This window comes from Chloracidobacterium thermophilum B, from assembly GCF_000226295.1.
Lineage (GTDB): Bacteria > Acidobacteriota > Blastocatellia > Chloracidobacteriales > Chloracidobacteriaceae > Chloracidobacterium > Chloracidobacterium thermophilum.
In genome coordinates this window covers 433,726-453,193 of the sequence record NC_016024.1, presented here as the reverse complement: position 1 = coordinate 453,193, position 19,468 = coordinate 433,726, and the positions used below count along the sequence as shown (strand labels likewise).

16 protein-coding genes and 1 tRNA gene are annotated in these 19,468 nt (G+C 61.1%); 3 read left to right on the top strand and 14 right to left on the bottom strand.

Annotation, left to right across the window (positions count from 1 at the left end; genetic code table 11):
• Positions 1–20: 20 nt before the first annotated feature.
• The 8 genes from CABTHER_RS01885 to CABTHER_RS01845 all read right to left on the bottom strand — a co-directional run bounded on the left by CABTHER_RS01885 (position 21) and on the right by CABTHER_RS01845 (position 10,472).
• A complete protein-coding gene (locus tag CABTHER_RS01885) occupies positions 21–377 on the bottom strand; it encodes a hypothetical protein (protein WP_228374031.1) in 357 nt (118 codons plus the stop codon).
• A 785-nt stretch (positions 378–1,162) separates the two neighbouring features.
• Entirely contained in the window at positions 1,163–1,669 is a 507-nt protein-coding gene (locus CABTHER_RS01875) for a hypothetical protein (RefSeq protein WP_014098877.1), read from the bottom strand.
• A 104-nt stretch (positions 1,670–1,773) separates the two neighbouring features.
• Positions 1,774–2,526, bottom strand: a complete 753-nt coding sequence (locus tag CABTHER_RS01870) for a hypothetical protein (protein WP_148263899.1) — start codon at positions 2,524–2,526, stop codon at positions 1,774–1,776.
• 113 nt (positions 2,527–2,639) lie between these two features.
• Positions 2,640–6,797 carry a DUF927 domain-containing protein gene (locus CABTHER_RS15290; RefSeq protein WP_081464637.1) on the bottom strand — a complete coding sequence of 1,386 codons (4,158 nt, stop codon included), beginning with the start codon at positions 6,795–6,797 and terminating at the stop codon, positions 2,640–2,642.
• A 22-nt stretch (positions 6,798–6,819) separates the two neighbouring features.
• Complete coding sequence (locus tag CABTHER_RS01860; protein WP_228374060.1) at positions 6,820–7,719, bottom strand: AAA family ATPase; 900 nt, start codon at positions 7,717–7,719, stop codon at positions 6,820–6,822.
• Between the two features lie 78 nt (positions 7,720–7,797).
• Positions 7,798–8,028, bottom strand: coding sequence for a MerR family transcriptional regulator (locus CABTHER_RS01855; protein ID WP_014098873.1), 231 nt, complete (start codon positions 8,026–8,028; stop codon positions 7,798–7,800).
• Positions 8,029–8,112: 84 nt separating this feature from the next.
• Entirely contained in the window at positions 8,113–8,898 is a 786-nt protein-coding gene (locus CABTHER_RS01850; protein WP_148263898.1) for a hypothetical protein, read from the bottom strand.
• Between the two features lie 281 nt (positions 8,899–9,179).
• Positions 9,180–10,472, bottom strand: a complete 1,293-nt coding sequence (locus CABTHER_RS01845; RefSeq protein ID WP_014098871.1) for a tyrosine-type recombinase/integrase — start codon at positions 10,470–10,472, stop codon at positions 9,180–9,182.
• Positions 10,473–10,662: 190 nt separating this feature from the next.
• On the opposite strand from CABTHER_RS01845, the gene CABTHER_RS16920 reads away from it, so the two are divergent.
• Positions 10,663–10,755 (top strand) — tRNA-Ile (locus CABTHER_RS16920).
• Positions 10,756–10,815: 60 nt separating this feature from the next.
• A complete protein-coding gene (locus CABTHER_RS15285) occupies positions 10,816–11,646 on the top strand; it encodes an aldo/keto reductase (RefSeq protein WP_014098870.1) in 831 nt (276 codons plus the stop codon).
• Positions 11,647–11,662: 16 nt separating this feature from the next.
• Here the strand turns inward: CABTHER_RS15285 and CABTHER_RS01835 are convergent, their stop codons facing one another.
• A complete protein-coding gene (locus CABTHER_RS01835; protein ID WP_014098869.1) occupies positions 11,663–12,085 on the bottom strand; it encodes a RidA family protein in 423 nt (140 codons plus the stop codon).
• 53 nt (positions 12,086–12,138) lie between these two features.
• Here CABTHER_RS01835 and CABTHER_RS01830 point away from each other — a divergent pair, with 53 nt between their 5' ends.
• A complete protein-coding gene (locus tag CABTHER_RS01830) occupies positions 12,139–12,873 on the top strand; it encodes a rhomboid family intramembrane serine protease (protein WP_014098868.1) in 735 nt (244 codons plus the stop codon).
• Here CABTHER_RS01830 and purN read toward each other — a convergent pair.
• The 5 genes from purN to CABTHER_RS01805 all read right to left on the bottom strand — a co-directional run bounded on the left by purN (position 12,852) and on the right by CABTHER_RS01805 (position 19,357).
• Entirely contained in the window at positions 12,852–13,490 is a 639-nt protein-coding gene (purN, locus tag CABTHER_RS01825; RefSeq protein WP_014098867.1) for a phosphoribosylglycinamide formyltransferase, read from the bottom strand. The two genes, CABTHER_RS01830 and purN, sit on opposite strands and share 22 nt — an antisense overlap.
• The gene (locus CABTHER_RS01820) at positions 13,487–13,927 is read right to left on the bottom strand and encodes a YraN family protein (protein WP_014098866.1); all 441 of its coding nucleotides are present in this window, start codon (positions 13,925–13,927) and stop codon (positions 13,487–13,489) included. The genes purN and CABTHER_RS01820 overlap by 4 nt, the downstream gene beginning before the upstream one ends.
• Positions 13,924–16,800, bottom strand: a complete 2,877-nt coding sequence (locus CABTHER_RS01815) for a hypothetical protein (protein WP_014098865.1) — start codon at positions 16,798–16,800, stop codon at positions 13,924–13,926. Before CABTHER_RS01815 ends, CABTHER_RS01820 begins: the two co-directional genes overlap by 4 nt.
• A gap of 123 nt (positions 16,801–16,923) precedes the next feature.
• A complete protein-coding gene (locus tag CABTHER_RS15280) occupies positions 16,924–17,622 on the bottom strand; it encodes a response regulator transcription factor (protein ID WP_014098864.1) in 699 nt (232 codons plus the stop codon).
• A 34-nt stretch (positions 17,623–17,656) separates the two neighbouring features.
• A complete protein-coding gene (locus CABTHER_RS01805) occupies positions 17,657–19,357 on the bottom strand; it encodes an acyl-CoA mutase large subunit family protein (protein ID WP_014098863.1) in 1,701 nt (566 codons plus the stop codon).
• Positions 19,358–19,468 lie beyond the last annotated feature (111 nt).

Sequence of the window (19,468 nt, the reverse complement as noted above, 5' to 3'; positions counted from 1 at the left end):
TCAGAGTCGGAGTACCGGGGTCACGCGGTTTCGGCTTCGAGTGCCAGGGCTTCGGCACGGGTCAGACACCGGACGCTCCGCACATCTTCGTTCAGCACGCGCACCCGTGGGTCATTGGCGCCGAAGAAATCCTCGTAGCCGTCCACTTCAATCACCTGCACGAACGGCGCCGTGCCGTCCCAGTCCAGCTCGTCCAGGTAGCGCAAACCGACTACCGCCTCGAAGCCGTCCACTTCCACTTCGCGCCAGCCAACCGGCACTCTGATAGTGCGCCCGCCCCACAGTTCGTAGGGCACGGTCACGTCCTCGTCGTGCCCGAAGGCTTCGGGCAGGTCAGTCGTGCATTCGTAAACAGGCCGGTAAACCACAGTAGCCATCATCGTCCTCCCGGCGTTTCAGGGCCGCCCGCGCCCATAGCTTGCCGTACAGACTGGCAAACGCCCGTGCCCGGCGTCAATCCGGCGTGCGGCTCCATCAGCCCGCAGCTCCGTTCGATAGCGTTTCCGTCCTGCCAGGCAGTGCGTTGCGGCTTGCCGGCGGCTTGCTGGCGGGTTGCCGGCGCCAGGCAGGAAAGCCAGGCAGGAAGGCAAAGCAGGAAGGCAGGCAGGCAGGAAAGCAGGAAGCCAGACAGGAAGCCGGGCCGCACGTCCTGCCAGGCGTGAAGGCAGCGCCGCCGGCGGTTTCCTGAGACAGCCGCCCTGAATCGCCGCTGGAACATGGAACAAGCCCTGGAACAAGGGTTTTGTTCCAGGGTAACCCATTGCACATAAAAGACTTAGGCGCTGCTGGAACAAAGGAACAAGAATTTTCGCATAGGGGGTATATCTACACGAGCAGGCACGGATCGGGAACAACTCTGATCGCATGCTCATGCCATGCACATGCTCATGCCAGGCAAAGGGAAGACATCCCTTACTCCGGGGGCATGCGCTTCACATGTATATATCCTGTCTGAAATTCTTGTTCCTTTTGTTCCAGTAGTAGGTAACCCTTGTCAGGTCAATAGGTTAGCCTGGAACAAAAATTTCACTAAGTTTTGTTCCAGCTTGTTCCGCTTGTTCCACTTGTTCCACTGGTACGGCGGCCCGGGCAAACAAAAAGCGCCGGCAGGTGATGCCAGCGCCGGGTTGGGTTGGTTGTTACTGGTTAGCCCTGGTCAGCCCTATGCTGCTATTCCGTAGCTACGCTCGATGACGAGTTCGACTTTGCCGCCCTGGTTGTCCAGCCCGTGGCTGATGCGCTCCATCCGTTGCAGGTTCAGGGCTGTCTCGCTGGAAATCTTTGCCGCCTTGAGCGTCTCGAAGGCCAGCCGCTTTTCATCCAGCGTCTCCGCCGCCCGGCTGGCTTCCAGCCCGCGCCAGAACAGCTCCCGCACCTGTTCGGCTTCCGCCTGATGACGCCGGATAACGTCCGCCGCCAGTTCCGCCGCCGTGTCAATCGCCGCCGCCTTTTTTTCCGGGCTGGCAATGTCCACGCCGGCAACTCTGGCGCTGGCTTTGCGCCGCACCAGCTCCGCCACGTCCGCTCCATCGCCCCAACCTTCAGCTTTGGCGCGCTGGATGATAGCCGTCTTGCTGATACCGTGCCGGGAAGCCAGCCGCCTGAAACTCAGTCCGGCTTCACGTTCAGCGCGAATTTGCTCCCAATCGTCAGGTGATAGCTTTGCCATAAACCCTCCAGTAGGCTTGCAAGCCCGTAAAATCGTTTATAAGGCGTTCTGGGAAGCCCGCCTGTATGGTAGTACTCCCCAAAACGCCTGCCTGTCAGCGTGCCCTACGCCGCCGGCGCGCCCTGGACGGGCGTCACAGGCTTGGTGAAGGCTTCCAGCTTCGAGACAGCCTCTGGCAGGTTTGCACGCGCTTCCTGTTCGAGCTTGTCCAGGTAGTCGTGCAGGTCGGCGTCGGTTGTCTGCCGGCGTGCCGCTTGCAGCCGCCACTGGAAAGCCGCTTCAGGGCTGCCGGCAACGGCTACTTCCGCCAGCCACTGCCAGGTATCGTCATCACGCTTGCTGGTGTAGTCATCCAGTCTTTCGCGTGCGTACACCGGGTCGGTCAACGTTCTACGCGCCAGCTTTGCCAGGTAGCAACGCAGTACGGGCCGGGCTTCCTGCTCGAAGGCTTCCCTGATGGCTTCGAGCATCAGCGTGCGGTCTCCGGCGTTGCCGTGCTTCAGCCAGTTGCCGTCCGGGTCGCTGGCAACGTCCTGCTTCACCCAGTCCAGGTGCAGCGCCGCCAGCCGGTTCAGGAAGTCATCAGGGTTGCCGGCTTGCAGGTACGCTTCGAGTTGCCGGCGCACCATCTCCGCCGGGTAGTGGTGGCTGCTGTGGAGCAGCGACTTGAGAAACAGCCGTAGCGCCGGGTCAGGTTCCGTTATCAGACAGCCGTCAATCCGCGCCCGTAGCCGCGCCGCGTCATCCGGCTGGCTGGTTGCTTTGTCAGGCTGTGTACTTTGCCCTGTAATGCCGCCAGGCGCGTCCTGCCTGGTGTCTGTGGGGGTTACGTCACCCGGCGCGTCATTGCGCGTCATTGTCGGTTCAGGCGCGCTGCACGATGAGTTGGGCTGTGCTTCGCTGGGTTCGTTCCGGGCTGGGCTGGGTTCGTTCCAGGTTGACAGAAATCTGAGCACTTCCGCTGCTCCCATCACTCACACCCTCCTACCTGCTCCAGCGCGCGATTCAGCGCATTGAATGAAATCACGTAAACACGCACTTTGTCGGGGTATCCGGTCCCGGTCCGGACGGATTGACTGTCGTGGTCTTTGCCCGGAATAAGCGCGCCCAGACTCTTCAACACATCCCGCGCGTGCCTGAGGTCAAAGCCCTTTACAGCATCTTGGAATCCTCTACTGGTGAACTTGTACAGACGGTCTCCATTCGGCAGGTCACAGTAGTAACCGGCGCGACGATGCACGACAGGGTTATTGACATACACTGTGTCTAACACTGTGCCAGACTTGCCGCCAGGTATGTCATCACCTGCCTGCTCATCGCCCTGCTCATCGCCGGGTATGTCATTGCCTGCCGGTATGCCACCACGAACTATCGGGCTAAACCGTGAATCTACATGCTCGGTGATGAAGTCATACACCTGGCGGATTATGGATGTTGTCTCGAAGTCGGTTCCGGCAGCCCGTCTCCGTGCCCACAGCCGGTAGCAATGCAGCGCCGCCTCAAGCGCTTCTCCCTGTTTCCAGCCGGTGATGCCGTAGGACGTTGCCAGCTCACCAGCCGCCGCCACCAGCGCCATTGAAGTCAGGACGCGGCTGGCCTGCGCACCTGGTGCCGCACCGCTGTTTTTCACAGCCTCAAGCAGGCGTCCCGTACACTTGTCCAGCACCTGATTCAGCTTATCTCTGTCATCGTTGCACAGCTTCTCAAGGAAAGCCCGGATAGGCGTGCCGTAGTACTGTCTCACTGCCTTGCGCAGGGCATCGGCAAGGGCTGCCCCGGACTCGTAGCCGTGCAGCTCCGTAAACGCGCCGTATTGCTCTTCCGCCGGGATTTCGATAAACCGCACAGCCTGTCCGGCGTTGACGTTGCGCTTGTCCAGCGCCAGCAGGGTTTCGATTGTCTTTTCGCCGGTCGAAAGCGCCGCCACCCGCCAGTGTTGCGTTGGCACCGCCCCTACGCCGTGTTCGTAGGCTTTGGCGCGTTGCTTGGCCGTGCCATTCGCCAGGGTGTAAATCGCGCCATCCAGCACATCCGGCTTCACCTGCCCGATTTCATCCAGCGCCAGGAAGCCGTCACAGTGCGTTAGCGCCTTCTGCTCCAGCCCGCTGGCTGTGGTGTACCAGGTTGTTACCAGCGCTTCCGGCCCGACAACGGAGTTTGCCGCCAGCAGGCAGGTTGTCTTGCCGGTTGTACTCCGCCCGACAAGCTGCACCAGCACGGCGTTGTGTCCGGTTGGTTCGAGCAGCGGCCCGGCAAAGGCTAGCGAGATTGAAAACGTCAGCAAGGGATTGCCCACTGCCAGCGCTGCAACCGACTTCTGCCAGTCGGCAAGTTCGCCGCCCGTCAAAGGCTTGTCTGTAGCCCGTGCGCCCGTGAACAGGATGGTCTCACCCTTCCCTATGGTAACGTCCGGGAAAACGTACTGCTGTCCGTGCCAGCCGGTACGCTCTGTGGTGTACTCCCGCCGGGGCATGGGTTGTTGCAGGTATTCCACCAGCCACGCCTTGGCGTCCGTGCTTTGGGCTTCCAGGCTGGCGCCACAGTCCAGCAGGATTTCACGATGGCGTCGCGAGGCTAGGTCTCTACGCGATAGCACCACATCGCGCCAGCCGCTTCCGTCGTGAACGTCCAGCCTGACGCCCTGGGCGCCGTCGGGCCATTCGATGGTACGCGCCTTCCGCCGGATCGGGCTGCACAGCCAGGCTTCAACGGGAACCTCAACTGTCCTGCCAAAAGCCTTTTCAGTCTTTGTCCCGAAGTAATACACGCCCGGCTTGTACTGCCTGCTCTGCTTCCCTTCCCGGTCTTCCACCGGCTCTACAACCAGCCAGAAGCAGGGACGCTCGTTTTTGCCGGGGCGCGGGTTTTGACGCAATGCGTCACTAACCAATTGGCGTAGCGCTTCCCGTCCTCTGGTGCCTGCCAGGTCAAGGAAGGTGACGGGTTCGCCTTCGCTTGGTGGCGTGATAACAACCGCGCCGGTTTTCCGGGTGGCAATCCCGGCTTCCTCAAGCGCGGCCGGGTCATTGTCAACGCATATCGCCAGCTTCACCTCTGGTAGCCATTCGCGCAATGCCTGAAGCGTCGCATCCAGCCTGTCGGATGCCGCTACCGGCCGCCCGGTGGACTCGTGCAGCAGCGCGCCGGTCAGCCAGTCCTGACAGACCAGGATGGCTTCAGCCGCCTCGAAGCTGGCGCGTTCACCGAAGGGCGCGAACAGTCCACGGGTGCGCCCGCCGGACACCTTCCACGTCTTGCCGTCCGCCTCGAAGAACCACAGGTTCCACAACTGCCAGCTGGCATCGCGCAACGGTACGCACAGCGCGCCCTTCCGCGTGACGCGCGCGTCATGGGGCTGGACGCCGGCGCTTTGCAGGTAGGGATGGTCAGGGAGTGCCGGAAGAAGCGATGCCCATTCCGCCTGTGCCTTTTCAGCCGCCTGCCTGTGCGCCTCTTCCTGGCGTTGCTGCCCTTCCTGCTCTAGCTGGTGCAGCTCCGCTTCCAGTTGCCGCTTTTCCTGCGGGCTGATGAGGTCTTTTGAGAACTGCTGGTGGTAAACACCTGTCAGGTGATCGCCGTACTTGGCCGCCTCGGCGCCGCTGGGAAGCCGGTAAAGGATGCACCAGCCGGTTTCACCGAAGCCGGACGTGCGGAAGCGGATGGGTTGTTCGTAAGGCAGCGGGCCTTCGAGCTTCACGCCAAACAGCCCTTCCAGGTTGAACAGCACAGAGTCCTGAAACGTCCACTTCCGCCCTTCCTGCTCTGGCTTCCCTTCCTGCTCTGGCTTTGCCTTATCCGGCGCCCTGTCCTTCGCCTTCGCCTTGCCTGGCGCCTTGCCCTTCGCTTTGACCGGCGCCTTGTCCTCTGGCTTGACCTTTGCCTTGACCTTCGCTTTGGCCGGCGCCTTAGTCTCTGCCTTGTCCGGCGCATTGTCCTCTGGCTTGACCTTTGCCTTGTCCGGCCCGGGCACTGCCTTGACCGGCGCCTTGGCCTCTGCCTTGCTCTTTGCCTTGCCAGACGCCTTGCCCTTTGTTCTGCCCGGCGCCTCGTCATCCGGCACACCAGGTGATGGCACGTCAGGCACGCTGTCGGTTGTCTCGTCCGGCGCCGGCGCGTTGTCTGTCACGCTGTCTGTCGCGCTGTCTGTCCTGCCTTCCGGCGCCGCCAGAGCAGCTTCAACGAGACGCTGAACCGCTTCACGCCCTTCCGCCAGCGCCAGGTCATTGAAGTCGGTGTCCTTTTCGCCGCGCTCCACTGACCAAAGCGGAACGACAACCGCCGCCCCGACAGAGCAGGCTGCCTCTCTGGCTTTGGTTACTCCCGGATTGCCGGCGGTTTTCCAGTCATCATCGGCGCATATCACCAGCCGGCATTGCGGGTATTTCCCGTGTAGCGCCTGCACCACTGGCAGCAGGTTGCCGGCGTTCATCGCTGCCACTACCGGCCGCCCGGTGGACTCGTGCAGCGTTGCGCCCGTTGCCCATCCTTCGCAGACCAGGATGGTGTTAGCGGTTTCGAGTTGGCCGGGTTGGCCGAAGGTGAAGAACAGACCACTGGTGCGCCCATCCTTGCAGAACCGCTTCCTGCCTTCAGCGTCTATCGTCTGCCAGCTCCACAGTTGCCCGGCGATGTCACGCAACGGCACGACAAGACTGCCGGCTTTGATGCGGATGCCGTGCGGCTGGACGCCTTTGCGTACCAGGTAGGGATGGTCTGCCGGCGCCGGCGGTAGGGCTTCCCATTGCGCCTGCACGCTACGGGCCGCCGCCGCCTGCTGACCTTCCCGCTTCAGTCTTTCCTGTTCCAGAAACCGGCGAAGGTTTTCTTGGTGACGCCGGCGCTCGACATCCGTCAGCTCGTACTGGCTATGCGAAGTCCACGTGTACTGTTCCCCGGTGCGCCAGTCACCGTAGTGGACAAACCAGGTGCCGTTTACGTAATGGGCAAAAGCCCAAGCTGACTTGCCCCGTCCGAAGCGGATGGGGCGTCCGTTAGTAGTCTCGTACAGCCGCTGTGGCGCACAGCCAAGCCGGGCGCGGATTTCCGGCAAAGCATCGTCCAGCGTGCTTCCCGGCGCCGGCGCCGGCTGGTACGGTTGACGCGATAGAGAGTGATGTGATAGATACACGGGCCGACAAAGTCTCCTTTCTTTATCTCAGGTAAGTCCGGCTTGGGTGGCGCCACGCCGGACTGACGGTTGCTTGGGGTAGCTCCGCCAGGGCAGGTGCTTCTTTCAGTACCGGCGCCGTAACGGGCTTTCCTCTCTGGTCTGTATCGGGCAACTTCACTTCCTGAATGATGAAGGAGCAGGTAGCAGGCGGGCTGAAGTCCTTGGCCTTGGAACATTTCAGTTTCCGCCTGCCTTCCCCTTCCGTTTCGAGTTGGTAAATCGCGTCCATCGCCGCCGGCAGCGATGAGTAGCCGCGCGCGCGCCCCTTATCGCTGTGACCGGAGTGATGGACAATCAGCACGGTGCAGCCATAGCGAAGGCGCATCGCGTCGCACGCGGTCAGGAAGCCGCCCATACCGCCGGCACTGTTCTCATCGCCGGTAAAGCAGCGCGCCAAGGTGTCAATAACCACCAGCAGCGGCTTCCCGTACCGGATGGCAACCGCGTCAATGCCCTCGATAACCGCGCCTACGCTGTCGGGCAGTCCGGCAATGCACTCTGAAAAGAGCAGCGGCACATCGGGAGACGATTCCTGTCCGTTCACCCTTTCCCACGCGGCCAGCCGCCGGGCCAGCCCCCGGTAGCCTTCGCCCGCCAGGTAGATTGCCGTCCCCCGCCGGGTCTGGCGTCCGCACCAGGCGCGTCCGGTTGCGACAGACGCGGCCCAGTCCAGCGCCAGCAGCGACTTTCCGGCTGCCGGTTCGCCGAACAGAAGGGCGAGCGTATTGGCTTCGAGAAAACCTTGAATCAGCCAATCGTGCGACAGCGGGTTGCGCCGCAGCTCGAAAGCCGATGTCATCCTGAATCTCCGGCCGCGCCCTGACGCATTGTTCAGCGCCGGTTCCAGTTGACCGTTCGTGCAGTTAGATTTAGCTTCCATATAAGCCTTTTTCCTTTCCCGGCCCGGTCACAGCTTTCCCCTGTGCCGGGTCGAAACTTTTGGGCACGCCCAAAGGGTTTATGCCTTGCCATTCGCCGCGCCGGGCGTCTGGCTGTTTGGTTTGCCTTCAAGCAATCGTCGGATTTCCGCTACCGGCCACATCAGGCGGCCGTGAACCCGAACCGGACGGAGCGGGCCGTTTTCCAGGCACGCCCACAGGCGCAGCGTCTGTGGACGGCGGCCAAGCAACCGGGCGGCTTCCCCGGTCGGGATTGCCGGTCGGGTTTCGTTTTCGAGTAGTTTCTGCATACTGCACCTCCGTTCGCGCTTATTCGCAATCGTCGAACGGGGGCAGGATGCCGCGTCAGCCCGAATCTGTCGTGGAGCACTCGATTATTTTTCGGGCGCGACTTTTCCAGGGCGGGGCTGTCTGCCGTCCAGGGCTTTACGCACGTTGTCGTAGGTAACAACGATGTCGGGGCGGTTGATGGCTATAGTTGCGGCTACCGCCATTGCGTGCTTGATGCGGTCCGTCAGGTCGAACTTGAAAATCCTGGTCAGTATGCCTGCAAAAACCCGGATGGCGTCTGTTTTCTCACCCTTCTGTCGTGAGTGTAGGGGCGCGGTTATGTAGTTTTCAGCCGCCATAGCCGCAGCCTCAAGCAGGTCAGCCAAGTCAGGGGCTGAATCCCACGCGCTGCGTACCTCCGCGCTTGAGTCCAGCTCGTCGCATACCTTCACGATTGAGTCCGGCTCGTCTCCCAGTATTTGCGGGCGCAGGGTTTCCCATGCGTCAACGTCATCGGGGTGAGAAGGGTTCGCTATCCTGAGTAGCGCGCGCGTTGAAACCAACTCCTTCGGCATACCAACGTCCAGCGATTCGAGGGTTCTGATTTGTCTGGACAGTTCCCTGGCGGCCTTGATGATTTCTTGGCGCAGAAGGCGGGCCTCTCTCAGTTGCCGGCGTATCCTGGTGTGGTTGTGCGCCGCCTCACAGGCCGCAAGGAGAAACATGACCACTTTGCGGTCGTCGAGACCAGACAGCCATCTCCCGTAAAGCTCCTGTCTGTCATAGTCACGTCCGTCGTTATGGCTTCGAGTCAGACGCTCGATGCAGGCTATGTCGTCGCGGATATTGTCAATGCGGGCTTGCAGGCGGTCTTGCAGGAGCTTTTGCATGCGCTTACACGCGCTTTGCAGGCTGTGGGGCCTTCTCCCGCGCCTGATGTTGGCTTTGATAGCAATGTCAGCCAACCGGAGTCTTATGTGTTCCTCACTTCTGCGCCATCCTTCCACAAGGGCTTCAACCCTCTGCGCAACGCCAGCCGGCACCCATGACGGATACGCCATAAAGCACCCCCTTCCAGTGCAGCCCTTCGATGGGGTGTCGCACCGGCGGGCGAAGGGTTCCCGCTGTTCGCCGGGGTGATCAGCCGCCGGCTAGGTGCGACGGTCGGAGTTTACCTCACCACCCGGAGTTTTGCCGGGTTCGCTTCCGCCGGCGGCTGTTCGATGCCGGCCTGTTCGAGAATCCAGCCTTCGATTCCGGTGTGCCACTTTCGCAGCAGGTCAATCGGGCGGGCGCGATAGTGGCGTTCGGCTGTGGCGCTTGGACGGTGGCCCATAAGTTGGGCTACGACACCCACGGGGGCTTCCACCCATTCGGAGAGCGTCCCGAACGAACGGCGCAGCCCGTGCAGGGTGACGTGTGGGATGCCTGCCAGCCGGCAGACGCGCTCCATGGCGTGACTTGGACGGTTGATGGGGGCATCGGTTCTGTCCGATGCGAACACCCATTGGTTCCGTCGTGGGAGTGCCGCCAGCAGACGGGCAACGTACGGGGTCAACGGAATCGTCCGCTCCCCTTCCACCTTGTCCCGGATGGTAAGCGTCCGCCATTGGAAATCCACGTCGTCCCACGTCAGTTCGAGCAGTTCACCGGAACGGGCGCCTGTCAGCAGCAGGGCTTGCAGGTACGCGGCTACCGTCGGATGTTGCTGGCGTACCTTCTCGAACCACGGCGCAAGCTGCTCCCGTTGCAGGCAGTCGTCTTTGGCTTTGGGCGTCCCCAGGGTTTCGCGCGCCTTGCGGCTGTGGGCCGGGTTTTCGGCGGGTAGCACCGCCCCGTAGGACGCCTGCGCGCGGCACCAGTTCAGGAAAGCCTTGAGCAGGCGCAATCCGAGACGGGCTTGCGTTGGGCGATGGGCGTTCCGGGCGGCCCACGCTTCGACGGCTTCGGGGGTGAGACGTGCCAGCGGTTGATTGAGCAGCGCGTAAAGCGGCCCTGGTTGGGTGACGCCTTCGCCCTTTTTCCGGGGTTCGCCCCCCGGAGCAGCCATACGAAGATGGTCAAGGTAGTGGCGTTCGCCCCACACGGCGCGCCGGCTGTGGCAATAAGCGTGCCAGACTTCCAGCGCACAGACTTCGGCTGCCTGGCGCCGGACACGGGCGGCTTCGGCTTCCTGCCGCTGCTTTTCCAGCTCCGTTCTTGGGTCAACGCCCCGGTCAACCAGCGACGCCAGTTCCCTTGCCCGTGCGCGCGCGTCCTCGATTGTCCAGTTCGCCGGGCTGCCGATGGTCATTTGAATGGTGTGCCGGTTCAGCTTTCTCTCGAAAACGTAGGCGCGGCTGCCATTCGCCGTCACCCGCAACGCCAGGCTTGGCACTTCGCTGTCGCGCAGAAAAGCCTGCCTTTTCCCTTTGGGGCAGGTAAAAGTCTGCACCCTGCCCGCCGTCAACCGCACACGCTCCATAACCTGTTCCTTTCCGGGCAGCGGATATGTGTCCGGGTGTCATCCGCCCGAATCCGGGTGTCGGCCATCCAGCCACCATCCAGCCACCATCCAGCCACCATCCAGCCACTTTTGCTCAAAACCGTTCAATCCGGTTCAACGCAAGTATCGCCGCAAACTACTGGAAAAGCAAGGGGTAATGTTGATTTTTGTTGACTTTCCGGGGGCGGCATGAATACTGTTCAACGCCCCCGTGGGCGGACTCATAATCCGTTGGTTGTAGGTTCGAATCCTACAAGTCCCACTATTTTTCCAGCCCTCTCTTGTCCTCGGCTTTACGGATTACCGACATCCGACCAAAACGATGGTGTCCGCTTTGGAAAGAGTCCCGCTTGGCAACACCGGCTTGCAGGTCAGCCGGATTGGGCTTGGTTCGAGCTACGGCATTGGCGCGCGTGAAGTCGAAGCCGCCTACGAACGCGGCATCAACTACCTCTACTGGGGTTCCATCCAGCGTCCTGACTTTGGCAAGGCCATCCGCCGTCTGGCAGCGCGCGACCGGGAACGGCTCGTCATCGTCGTGCAGACGTACACCCGCGTCGGTTTTCTGATGAAGCCTGCGCTCGAATCCGCCCTGCGGGAACTCGACACCGACTATGCCGACGTTCTGCTTCTGGGCTGGTGGAATGACATGCCGCCGCCCCGCATCCGCGACGCCGCCCTGCGGCTCAAAGAGTCCGGCCGGGTACGTTCGATTATGATCTCCTGCCACGAGCGGCAGATGTTCAAAGCCTTCATCGGTGAGCCGGTGTTCGATGCCATCATGGTGCGGTACAACGCCGCGCATCCCGGCGCTGAAACCGAAGTCTTTCCCTACCTCAGCCAGCGCCGGGTAGGTGTGGTGGCTTACACCGCCACGCGCTGGGGCTCGCTGCTCGATGCGCGCCTGACACCAAAGGGCGAACCGACGCCGACTGCGGCTGACTGTTACCGTTTTGTACTAACCAACCCAAATGTCGATGTCTGTCTGGCCGGGCCGAAAGACGCCCAGGAACTCGAAGCCGCCTTTACCGCCCTTGACCGCGGCCCGATGTCAGAAGAAGAACTCCAGTGGATGAAGCGGATTGGAGCAGCCGTCCGGGAGCATCACCGGCAACCCTGGCTGGCACGCCTCGTCTCCGACCTGACTTCATAGCCCAACCGCACCGGCACTAGGGCGCAGGCACAGAGGCCACGGCTTTTATTTCGATGAGCAAATCCGGATGCGGCAGCTCGCGTACGGCCACGGTCGTTCTGGTCGGGCCGGTTTCAGCCGTAAAGTAGCGGTCATACACGGCGTTGAACGCCGCGTAGTCGGCCATGTCCACCAGAAACACGGTCACATCCACTACCTGCGCCAGGTCAGCTCCGGCCGCCTGCAGGACAAGCCGCAGGTTTTCAATGACAGCTTCGGTTTGCCGGGCGATGTCACGTATGATGCGCCCGTCAGGCGTACGGGTTATGCCGGCAATTGAGTCGTCCGGCTGCCGCGACGACAGCCCGGAGACAAAAATGAAATTCCCGACCCGCCGCGCATGGGGATAGTTCGCCCGCGGACGGGCCAGTCCGTGAAGCAGAATGTTATGGCTTTCCATAAGGTTTTCCCAAACGGTGTCACACTGACAGAACGCAGGGAGAAGCACGCCCGATGATTCCGATTCACGATGACGTGCCATCGAGCCGCTTCCCATTTGTCACCCTTGGCATCATTGTGGCGAATGCCGGGGCGTTTGCCTTTGAGCTGCTGCTGACCGAACGGCAACTTCAGCGGTTCTTTTACCAGTTTGCCGTCCAGCCCTACGAATACTTTCTCTACTTCAGCCCCTACAATCAGGGACGCATCGAGCTTTCTGATCTCATCGTTCCCCTGTTCACCTCGATGTTTTTGCACGGGGGCTGGCTTCATTTTTTGGGGAATATGCTCTACCTGTGGATTTTCGGCGACAACGTCGAAGACCGCATGGGACACGTCAAGTACCTGGTGTTTTACCTGCTGTGTGGTCTTACGGCCTCCGGGGCGCACATTGTCTCCGACCCGACCAGTCACATTCCAAGCCTCGGCGCAAGCGGCGCCATTGCCGGCGTACTGGGTGCTTACATCTGCCTCTACCCACATGCGCGTGTGTTGGTTCTGGTGCCGATTTTCATCCTGCTCTACACCTTTGAAGTCCCGGCCTGGGTGTTTCTCGGTATCTGGATTCTGCAAAACCTGGCTTCCGGCATTGCCACGCTGAGCGTTGAAACGGCGCAGAGCGGCGGCACAGCCTGGTGGGCGCATATCGGCGGCTTTGTGACCGGTTTGACACTGGTCTGGCTGTTTGCCCGCCGGATTCCGCCGCGTCAAATCCCGTACTACGAAGCCTATATTCCCTGGGACGACTGACCCTGTGCCGACTGAAAGACAACACGGCGTCCTTCCAGTGTCCAGGGTTCGTACAGCAATCGCTCAATAGCCGCCGGATAGGTTTTGTGCTCGGCGGCCAGGATGCGCGTGGCCAGGGTTTCCGGCGTATCGTCATCGAGGACCGGCACGGCCGACTGCATGACGATGGGGCCGTGGTCGAGTTCCTCGTCCACGAGGTGGACGGTACAGCCGGAGACTTTCACACCATAGTCAAGCGCCTGACGTTGGGCGTCCAAACCGGGAAAAGCCGGGAGCAACGACGGGTGAATGTTGACAACGCGGTGTAGGAAAGCCTGGATAAACGACGGAGCTAACAACCGCATAAAGCCGGCCAGACAGATGAACCGGGGGTTATAGGGACGGATGACCTCAAGCAAAGCGGCTGAGTGCTCAGCGCGCGACAACCCGACGTGCGAGACCACATGCGTTGGGATTCCCTGCTCCGTGGCAAAATTCAGCCCTGGGGCATCTGCGCGGTTGCTGATGACGGCCGCCAACGTAGCCCGGAGACGCCCCTGCCGGATAGCTTCGGCCAGGGCCCGCAAATTCGACCCACGCCCGGAAATCAGGACGACAAGACCTGGACGTTCGCTCATGGCCGGAAAAAGTCCCTGAAAAGTCGGATGGTCGGTTGTGCACCCGGCGCAGCAACAATGCTCACCACGTCGAAGCGGTATGGCGCGTCAAACGGGCCAATGAGGGTGCGGTAACGTCGGGCAGCACGCGCCAGCCGGGCTTGCTTGCGGGGCGTGATGGCGCTTTCCGGCGTGGTGAAGTCGGTTGTTGTCCGGGTCTTGACCTCGACAAACACCAGCGTTGGCCCATCGAAGGCCACGATGTCCAGTTCGCCATAGACGCGCGCACCGGTCCGGGTTCGTCCAACCGGCACTCGCACGTTGTAAGCCACGATCTGCATACCGCACCGGGTCAAAAAGTGTGCCGCCAGGCGTTCACCCTGCTGACCGAGGCTTTGACGGCTCGTTTCGGAAGGCGTTGCTTCAGAAAAGCCCAGCCGTTTCAGGAGCGTCTTCATGAGCGTTGCGGATGGCTTTCCTTCGCAGGGGATGGCGCGCGGCGTAAAGGCGCCACCAGCGCCCGCAGAACGATGTAAGTCCAACGGGTCAGGGCAGCCTTCCAGGGGGGACGGTGGGTCAGGCGCTCAAGGCGTTGCAGCCGCCGTTCGAGCAGGACCCGCTCTTCGTCGGTGTAGTAGGTGCCGCCAGCGGAGGCAAGGCGTTCGGTCAGGGTTTCCTGGAGCTGCGTGACCAACTGCGTCAGTTTTGGCAGCGGGTAGGTTGCAAGCACCAGTTCCTGGTCGCGCAGACGTATGGGTGGAGTATCGAGTCCCAGAAAGTCTTCGAGCAGGTAGGTCTCCGGCGGATGCCAGTCTGCTACGGAGCTCACACACTGGAGCGTCCAGACCAGATGCAGAAACCAGCGGCGGAGGAGCCACGCCGGCCAACTCAGCCGGGCCAACTCCTGGATGTCCTGCCACCGCTGGGCATAAGTACGGCGTTCGGGCGGTTCAGTGTCTTCCGGCAGGGCGGCATACCACTCACCGAACGTCTGGGCTAATGCCCGGAGTTCCGCACGGGAACGCAGCATGAGCAATGCCACTGAAATCTGCTTGAGACGCTGAATGGTCGTCTCCAGGGCTTTCCACTCGGTCAGAATCCGCTCGTCCGTCAGGTCGAGACTTTCCAGATCGTTCAGCGCCACCAGATACGAGGCCAGACGGATGGGTTCCCGGCGTTCGAGATCACGAATCAGGGCTGGCAGCCGGGAGCGATACTCGGCGCGTTCGGTCTCGCCCAACACAAGCAGGTCATCGAGTCGGCGCTGGATGCGCCGCAGGCAGGTTCGTGCAGCTACCATCTCCTCGTAGGTGTACGCCTGGCTTCCGAGTTCGAGCGCCATTTCAATGGATTGGGTGAGCACCGCCACATCGTGGGTCTGGGGCGTGACGTGCTGCGCCAGACGCTCAAAAGTGTAGGTCGCCATGGGCAGGTCGCTGCGCGCCAGGAAGGCCCGTTTGCCAAGATCATCCACCGACACCCGTGCGGTATGCCGGGACGAAGGCTCGCCTGAAAAGATTTGTTCTTCGAGGTCAGCACGCTCCTGGGCACGGGTCAGGACGCTGATGTGAAAGGCCCGCCAGAACCGCAGGAACGCTTCTTTCAGAATGTCCTGGGGCTGACGCATAGTGGACAGTCCGGCTTCCCGGTCGGTGTAGAGCAGCAGGGGAAAACTGACCTTGGTAAAGGAAAGCTCCTGTTCGATGTGCCAGGCGGCCAGCCCGTCCAGGTGATACTGCTCGACATCGTTGGGCGTCCGTCCGGTGAGAAGCCGGACATAGGTGCGGCTCCATTCAAGCACTAAGCCTCGCCACTGAAGGTAGTGCTCATAGTTGTTCTCCCGCGCCCGGGCATAGTCACAGTCAAAAGCCCGCCGCAGGTAGTTGAGGCAGTTGAGCAGGTCCCCGGTCAGCAGGTTTTCAGAATGAAGCCGGCGTTCTGCCGTATCATCTGCGGCCGGAAACAGGGAGCGCCGGTGCTTGATGGCGCTGATGAGTAACTCAGCCAAGGTGTTGCGCTGATTGAAGACATCCATGCCCTCGGCCAGCGGCAGCCCGTTGCGCCGGGCAAAGTGGGCTGTCCCTTCGTTCAGCCGCTCGACGGCGTAGATGTCGCCGGTCGGAGTGGCAAACTTGCGTACCGCATCGTGACAGTAAAAGGTCAGTTCGCAGAAATCCCCGACGCGCTTGAGCAAAAAAAGCTTGCTGCGCAACGTCAGGGACGATCCCAGAAACTCCCGCTCGAAACTGTGGAGAAAGCGATGGAGCACTTCTGGAAGCAGGTTGAAGAAAACCTCCTGGAGTAAGGGCAGGTAAGTCTGGTAAACGGCATCCACGAACCGGGGGCCGTCCTCAGCAAGGGCCCTGGCCGTCACCGTCAGAAAGTTTTCGACGAAGTGAATCTGGCCTTCGAGGGACTCAGACAGGTGATGCTGGATGTACTCACCCAGGATGTAGGCCACGGGATGATCGGGTCCCTGATTGCGTACCTGGATGGTAGGGATACCACGGCGTTTGGCCAGAGCTTCGAGGGTGTATTCCACAGCAGCGGCAAACAGCGTGTCATCCGTGATTTTCTGCCACTTGCGGGCGCTGATGAGCATGGCCAGCAAACCAATCTCACCTTCCCGATCCAGCAGGTTCTGCTCCTCGATCAGGCGCTTGAGGTAGGCCGCATCCGACGGCGAGTACACAGCCGTGCCGTTTTTGTCCTTGAGAACCGTCGTCTGAAGGCTGACTTCAGCCCGGTCGGCCGCCGTCTGTGGAATGAGCGGATGCCGGAGCAGGGACTGGAGCACCTGCACCGCACAGCGTTCGATGACCTCGTGGGTTAACTCCTGGTTTTGTCCGCGCGGCAGTGTCGTGCGAAGAATGGTTTCCAGATTGAGGTCCACGGCCAGTTCGACCGGCCGCATGGCAGGCGGAAAGTTGGGAATGAACTCACGGCAATACGGAAGCAGGATGTCAGCCGCCCGAACCTCGAACTCGGCAATGCGAATCTCACCGGTGCGGAACTGCTCCCGGTGCCAATCGGCAATGACGACAGCAATCTGGTCCTTGATTTCCGCAATCCGCACCTGCTGGCGCAGCGCCGTCCGCAACTCGCTCAGGTTGAGAACCTGCGTGGTGCGGCCGGCTTCCCCGCGCAGCGGAGCCGTTTCACGGGCCGCCACGTGGCTTGCCACCAAGGCTGGCAACCCAAGCTTGCTCAGACGCTCATTGAGTTCACGCTCGATTTCATCGAGGGTTGGTGGCGTGGACGGCAGCTCCCCTGACGACGCCTGCCGAGGCACAACCGCTGGCGGAACCGTGGTTGGAGAAGTCCGCTCCATAGAGAAACCAACCCGTCAGGTGACATAATGGCGGGGAAAGATGTGCCGACAAAGAAAGCCACACAACTACATCCGTCAGGTGCCTGCAACCTGCGCCGGCAGCGTTCCCCGGCTGCTTTGAGCTTACCCGTGTCGCTTGATCAGCCGTGTAATGTCCATGGCCATCGTAATCTGATCGGCCACTTCATACGCTTCAAATGAGTACATCAGAAGCGGCGAGGCCAGAATTTCCCGTACCGCAGCTTCGCCCAAACGGTCTTCGAGCCTGGCATGCACGGCATGCCCTCCCTCGAAGAAAATGGCGCCCGAAACGGGAGACTTATCACCCAGGTCGCTTTTGAGCAGAACGTTCAACTTGCCGCTCAGTTTGTGCCGTACCACCAGATCGATACACTGGGCGAGGGTAACTTGCTGGAGCGGGTCTGGCGTTGCCCGTCCGGTAGCCAGTGCCTGATGCCGGGCCAGGACACTGTTGACGCGAATCAGGAGTTCTTCCAGCGCAAATGGTTTGCCCAGATAATCATCGGCGCCGAAACCAATGCCTTCCAGACGCTCTTCGGTGTCCCGCTTGGCGCTCAGGAAAATGAAGGGAATGTTTTTCGTCGCCTGATTGAGACGCACGAGCTGGCACACTTCGTGGCCGGTCATTCCGGGCATCATCACATCACACACGATGAGGTCAAAGGGCCCCTGCTGCTGCAACAAGCGCATGGCAGGAAGCCCCCCATCGGCTTCAACCGTGGTGTGTCCGCCGTGCTTGAGTGCCATCACGGTTGCCAAACGCACGTCCGGCTCATCGTCAATTACAAGAATGTGTGCCATAGCCAGTGCCTTCTTGAGGTGTCAACGAATGGGACTAAAATGCGGGTTCCTGATACTCACCAAAGACCGGTCGCAGACAGTCGCAGATTTCACCCAGGGTGGCATAGGTGCGCACCGCTTCAATGATGAGCGGCATGGTGTTGGCATTGGTGCGGGCCCCTTCGGCTAACGCCTGCAGAGCACGTTTGACCGCGGCGTTGTCACGTTGCGCCCGGAGCGCTGCCAGCCGTTCGCGCTGGGCCTGCTCGGCGCGCTCATCAATCAACAGCAGCGGCACTTCCTGAGTCTCTGACTGGGTGTAGCCATTGACCCCGACGATGATTTTTTCACGGCTGTCCACAACTTTCTGGTACTGGTACGACGCTTCCTGAATTTCCTTCTGGGGAAAACCGGCCTCAATGGCCGCCACCATACCGCCCAGGGCGTCAATCCGGCGGATGTAATCGAGGGCTTCAGCTTCCAGGTCGTTGGTCAGCTTTTCGACGAAGTAGCTCCCTCCGAGGGGGTCAATGGTATTGGTGACACCGGTTTCATGCGCAATGATCTGCTGCGTACGGAGGGCAATGGTCGCCGCCTGCTCCGAGGGAAGCGCCAGGGTTTCATCGAGCGAGTTGGTGTGCAGCGACTGCGTGCCGCCCAGAACGGCCGCCAAGGCCTGAATGGCCACCCGCACGACGTTGTTGTACGGCTGCTGGGCCGTCAGCGTGCAGCCGGCCGTCTGCGCGTGGAAGCGGAGCATCCAGGAACGTTCCTGCTGCGCCCCGAAACGTTCACGCATGATGCGCGCCCAGAGCCGCCGCGCTGCGCGGTACTTGGCAATTTCCTCAAAGAAATCGTTGTGGGCGTTGAAGAAAAACGAAAGCCGGGGGGCAAAGTCATCCACGTTGAGACCAGCTTCGATGCAAGCCTGGACGTACTCAATGCCGTCCCGCAGGGTAAAGGCCAGTTCCTGCGCGGCCGTCGCGCCGGCTTCCCGAATGTGATAGCCCGAAATGGACACGGGATTGAACTTCGGCATGTGCTCGACGCAGAAGGCAATACTGTCCGTCACCAGCCGCATCGCCGGACGGGGTGGATAAATCCATTCTTTCTGGGCAATGTATTCCTTGAGAATGTCGTTTTGGAGCGTACCGGAAACCTTGCGTAAATCCGCCCCCTGCTTCTCGGCCGTGACGATGAACATGGCAAAGATGACCGAGGCGGGGGCATTGATGGTCATCGAGGTCGTCACCTTTTCGAGTGGAATCCCGGCAAACAGGGTTTCCATATCGGCCAGGCTGGACACCGAGACCCCACACTTGCCGACTTCGCCCAGCGAAAAGGGGCTGTCGGCGTCGTACCCCATCAACGTCGGCAGGTCGAACGCCACTGACAATCCGGTTTGCCCCTGCTCCAGCAGATACCGGAACCGTTGATTCGTATCCTCCGGCGAGCCAAATCCGGCAAACTGGCGCATCGTCCACAACTTGCCCCGGTAGCCGGTGGCATGAATCCCCCGCGTGTAGGGAAACTCTCCGGGAAAGCCAAGGTCGCGGACGTAGTCAAAATCCGGGAGGTCATTGGGCGTGTAAAGCCGCTGAATCGGACGCAGTGAAACCGTTGTGAAGCCCGAACGGCTCTCCGGCATCCTGGCCAGCGTCCTGGCCAACGTCGTGGCTTCCCAACGCTGCTGGGCAGCCTGCAGGGTGTCCGGCTCAGTGTGGACAGGCGATGTTGTTGTCGAAGCAGCGCTCATTCCCCCAACCTCTTTTTGCCTTTCACGGGCTTTCTGGTACAGGCTCACGGCTCGTCGCTGGTGTCTTGCGGGCGGGAAAATCACACCAACTATGAACCACGCCCGAAAACT

What these genes read in the sequence shown, in the direction of transcription:
- CABTHER_RS01885 (WP_228374031.1), bottom strand. Translation starts at nt 377, where the DNA reads ATGGCTACTGTGGTTTACCGGCCTGTTTACGAATGCACGACTGACCTG.
- CABTHER_RS01875 (WP_014098877.1), bottom strand. Translation starts at nt 1,669, where the DNA reads ATGGCAAAGCTATCACCTGACGATTGGGAGCAAATTCGCGCTGAACGT.
- CABTHER_RS01870 (WP_148263899.1), bottom strand. Translation starts at nt 2,526, where the DNA reads ATGACGCGCAATGACGCGCCGGGTGACGTAACCCCCACAGACACCAGG.
- CABTHER_RS01860 (WP_228374060.1), bottom strand. Translation starts at nt 7,719, where the DNA reads ATGGAAGCTAAATCTAACTGCACGAACGGTCAACTGGAACCGGCGCTG.
- CABTHER_RS01855 (WP_014098873.1), bottom strand. Translation starts at nt 8,028, where the DNA reads ATGCAGAAACTACTCGAAAACGAAACCCGACCGGCAATCCCGACCGGG.
- CABTHER_RS01850 (WP_148263898.1), bottom strand. Translation starts at nt 8,898, where the DNA reads ATGCAAAAGCTCCTGCAAGACCGCCTGCAAGCCCGCATTGACAATATC.
- CABTHER_RS01845 (WP_014098871.1), bottom strand. Translation starts at nt 10,472, where the DNA reads ATGGAGCGTGTGCGGTTGACGGCGGGCAGGGTGCAGACTTTTACCTGC.
- CABTHER_RS15285 (WP_014098870.1), top strand. Translation starts at nt 10,816, where the DNA reads ATGGTGTCCGCTTTGGAAAGAGTCCCGCTTGGCAACACCGGCTTGCAG.
- CABTHER_RS01835 (WP_014098869.1), bottom strand. Translation starts at nt 12,085, where the DNA reads ATGGAAAGCCATAACATTCTGCTTCACGGACTGGCCCGTCCGCGGGCG.
- CABTHER_RS01830 (WP_014098868.1), top strand. Translation starts at nt 12,139, where the DNA reads ATGATTCCGATTCACGATGACGTGCCATCGAGCCGCTTCCCATTTGTC.
- purN (WP_014098867.1), bottom strand. Translation starts at nt 13,490, where the DNA reads ATGAGCGAACGTCCAGGTCTTGTCGTCCTGATTTCCGGGCGTGGGTCG.
- CABTHER_RS01820 (WP_014098866.1), bottom strand. Translation starts at nt 13,927, where the DNA reads ATGAAGACGCTCCTGAAACGGCTGGGCTTTTCTGAAGCAACGCCTTCC.
- CABTHER_RS01815 (WP_014098865.1), bottom strand. Translation starts at nt 16,800, where the DNA reads ATGGAGCGGACTTCTCCAACCACGGTTCCGCCAGCGGTTGTGCCTCGG.
- CABTHER_RS15280 (WP_014098864.1), bottom strand. Translation starts at nt 17,622, where the DNA reads ATGGCACACATTCTTGTAATTGACGATGAGCCGGACGTGCGTTTGGCA.
- CABTHER_RS01805 (WP_014098863.1), bottom strand. Translation starts at nt 19,357, where the DNA reads ATGAGCGCTGCTTCGACAACAACATCGCCTGTCCACACTGAGCCGGAC.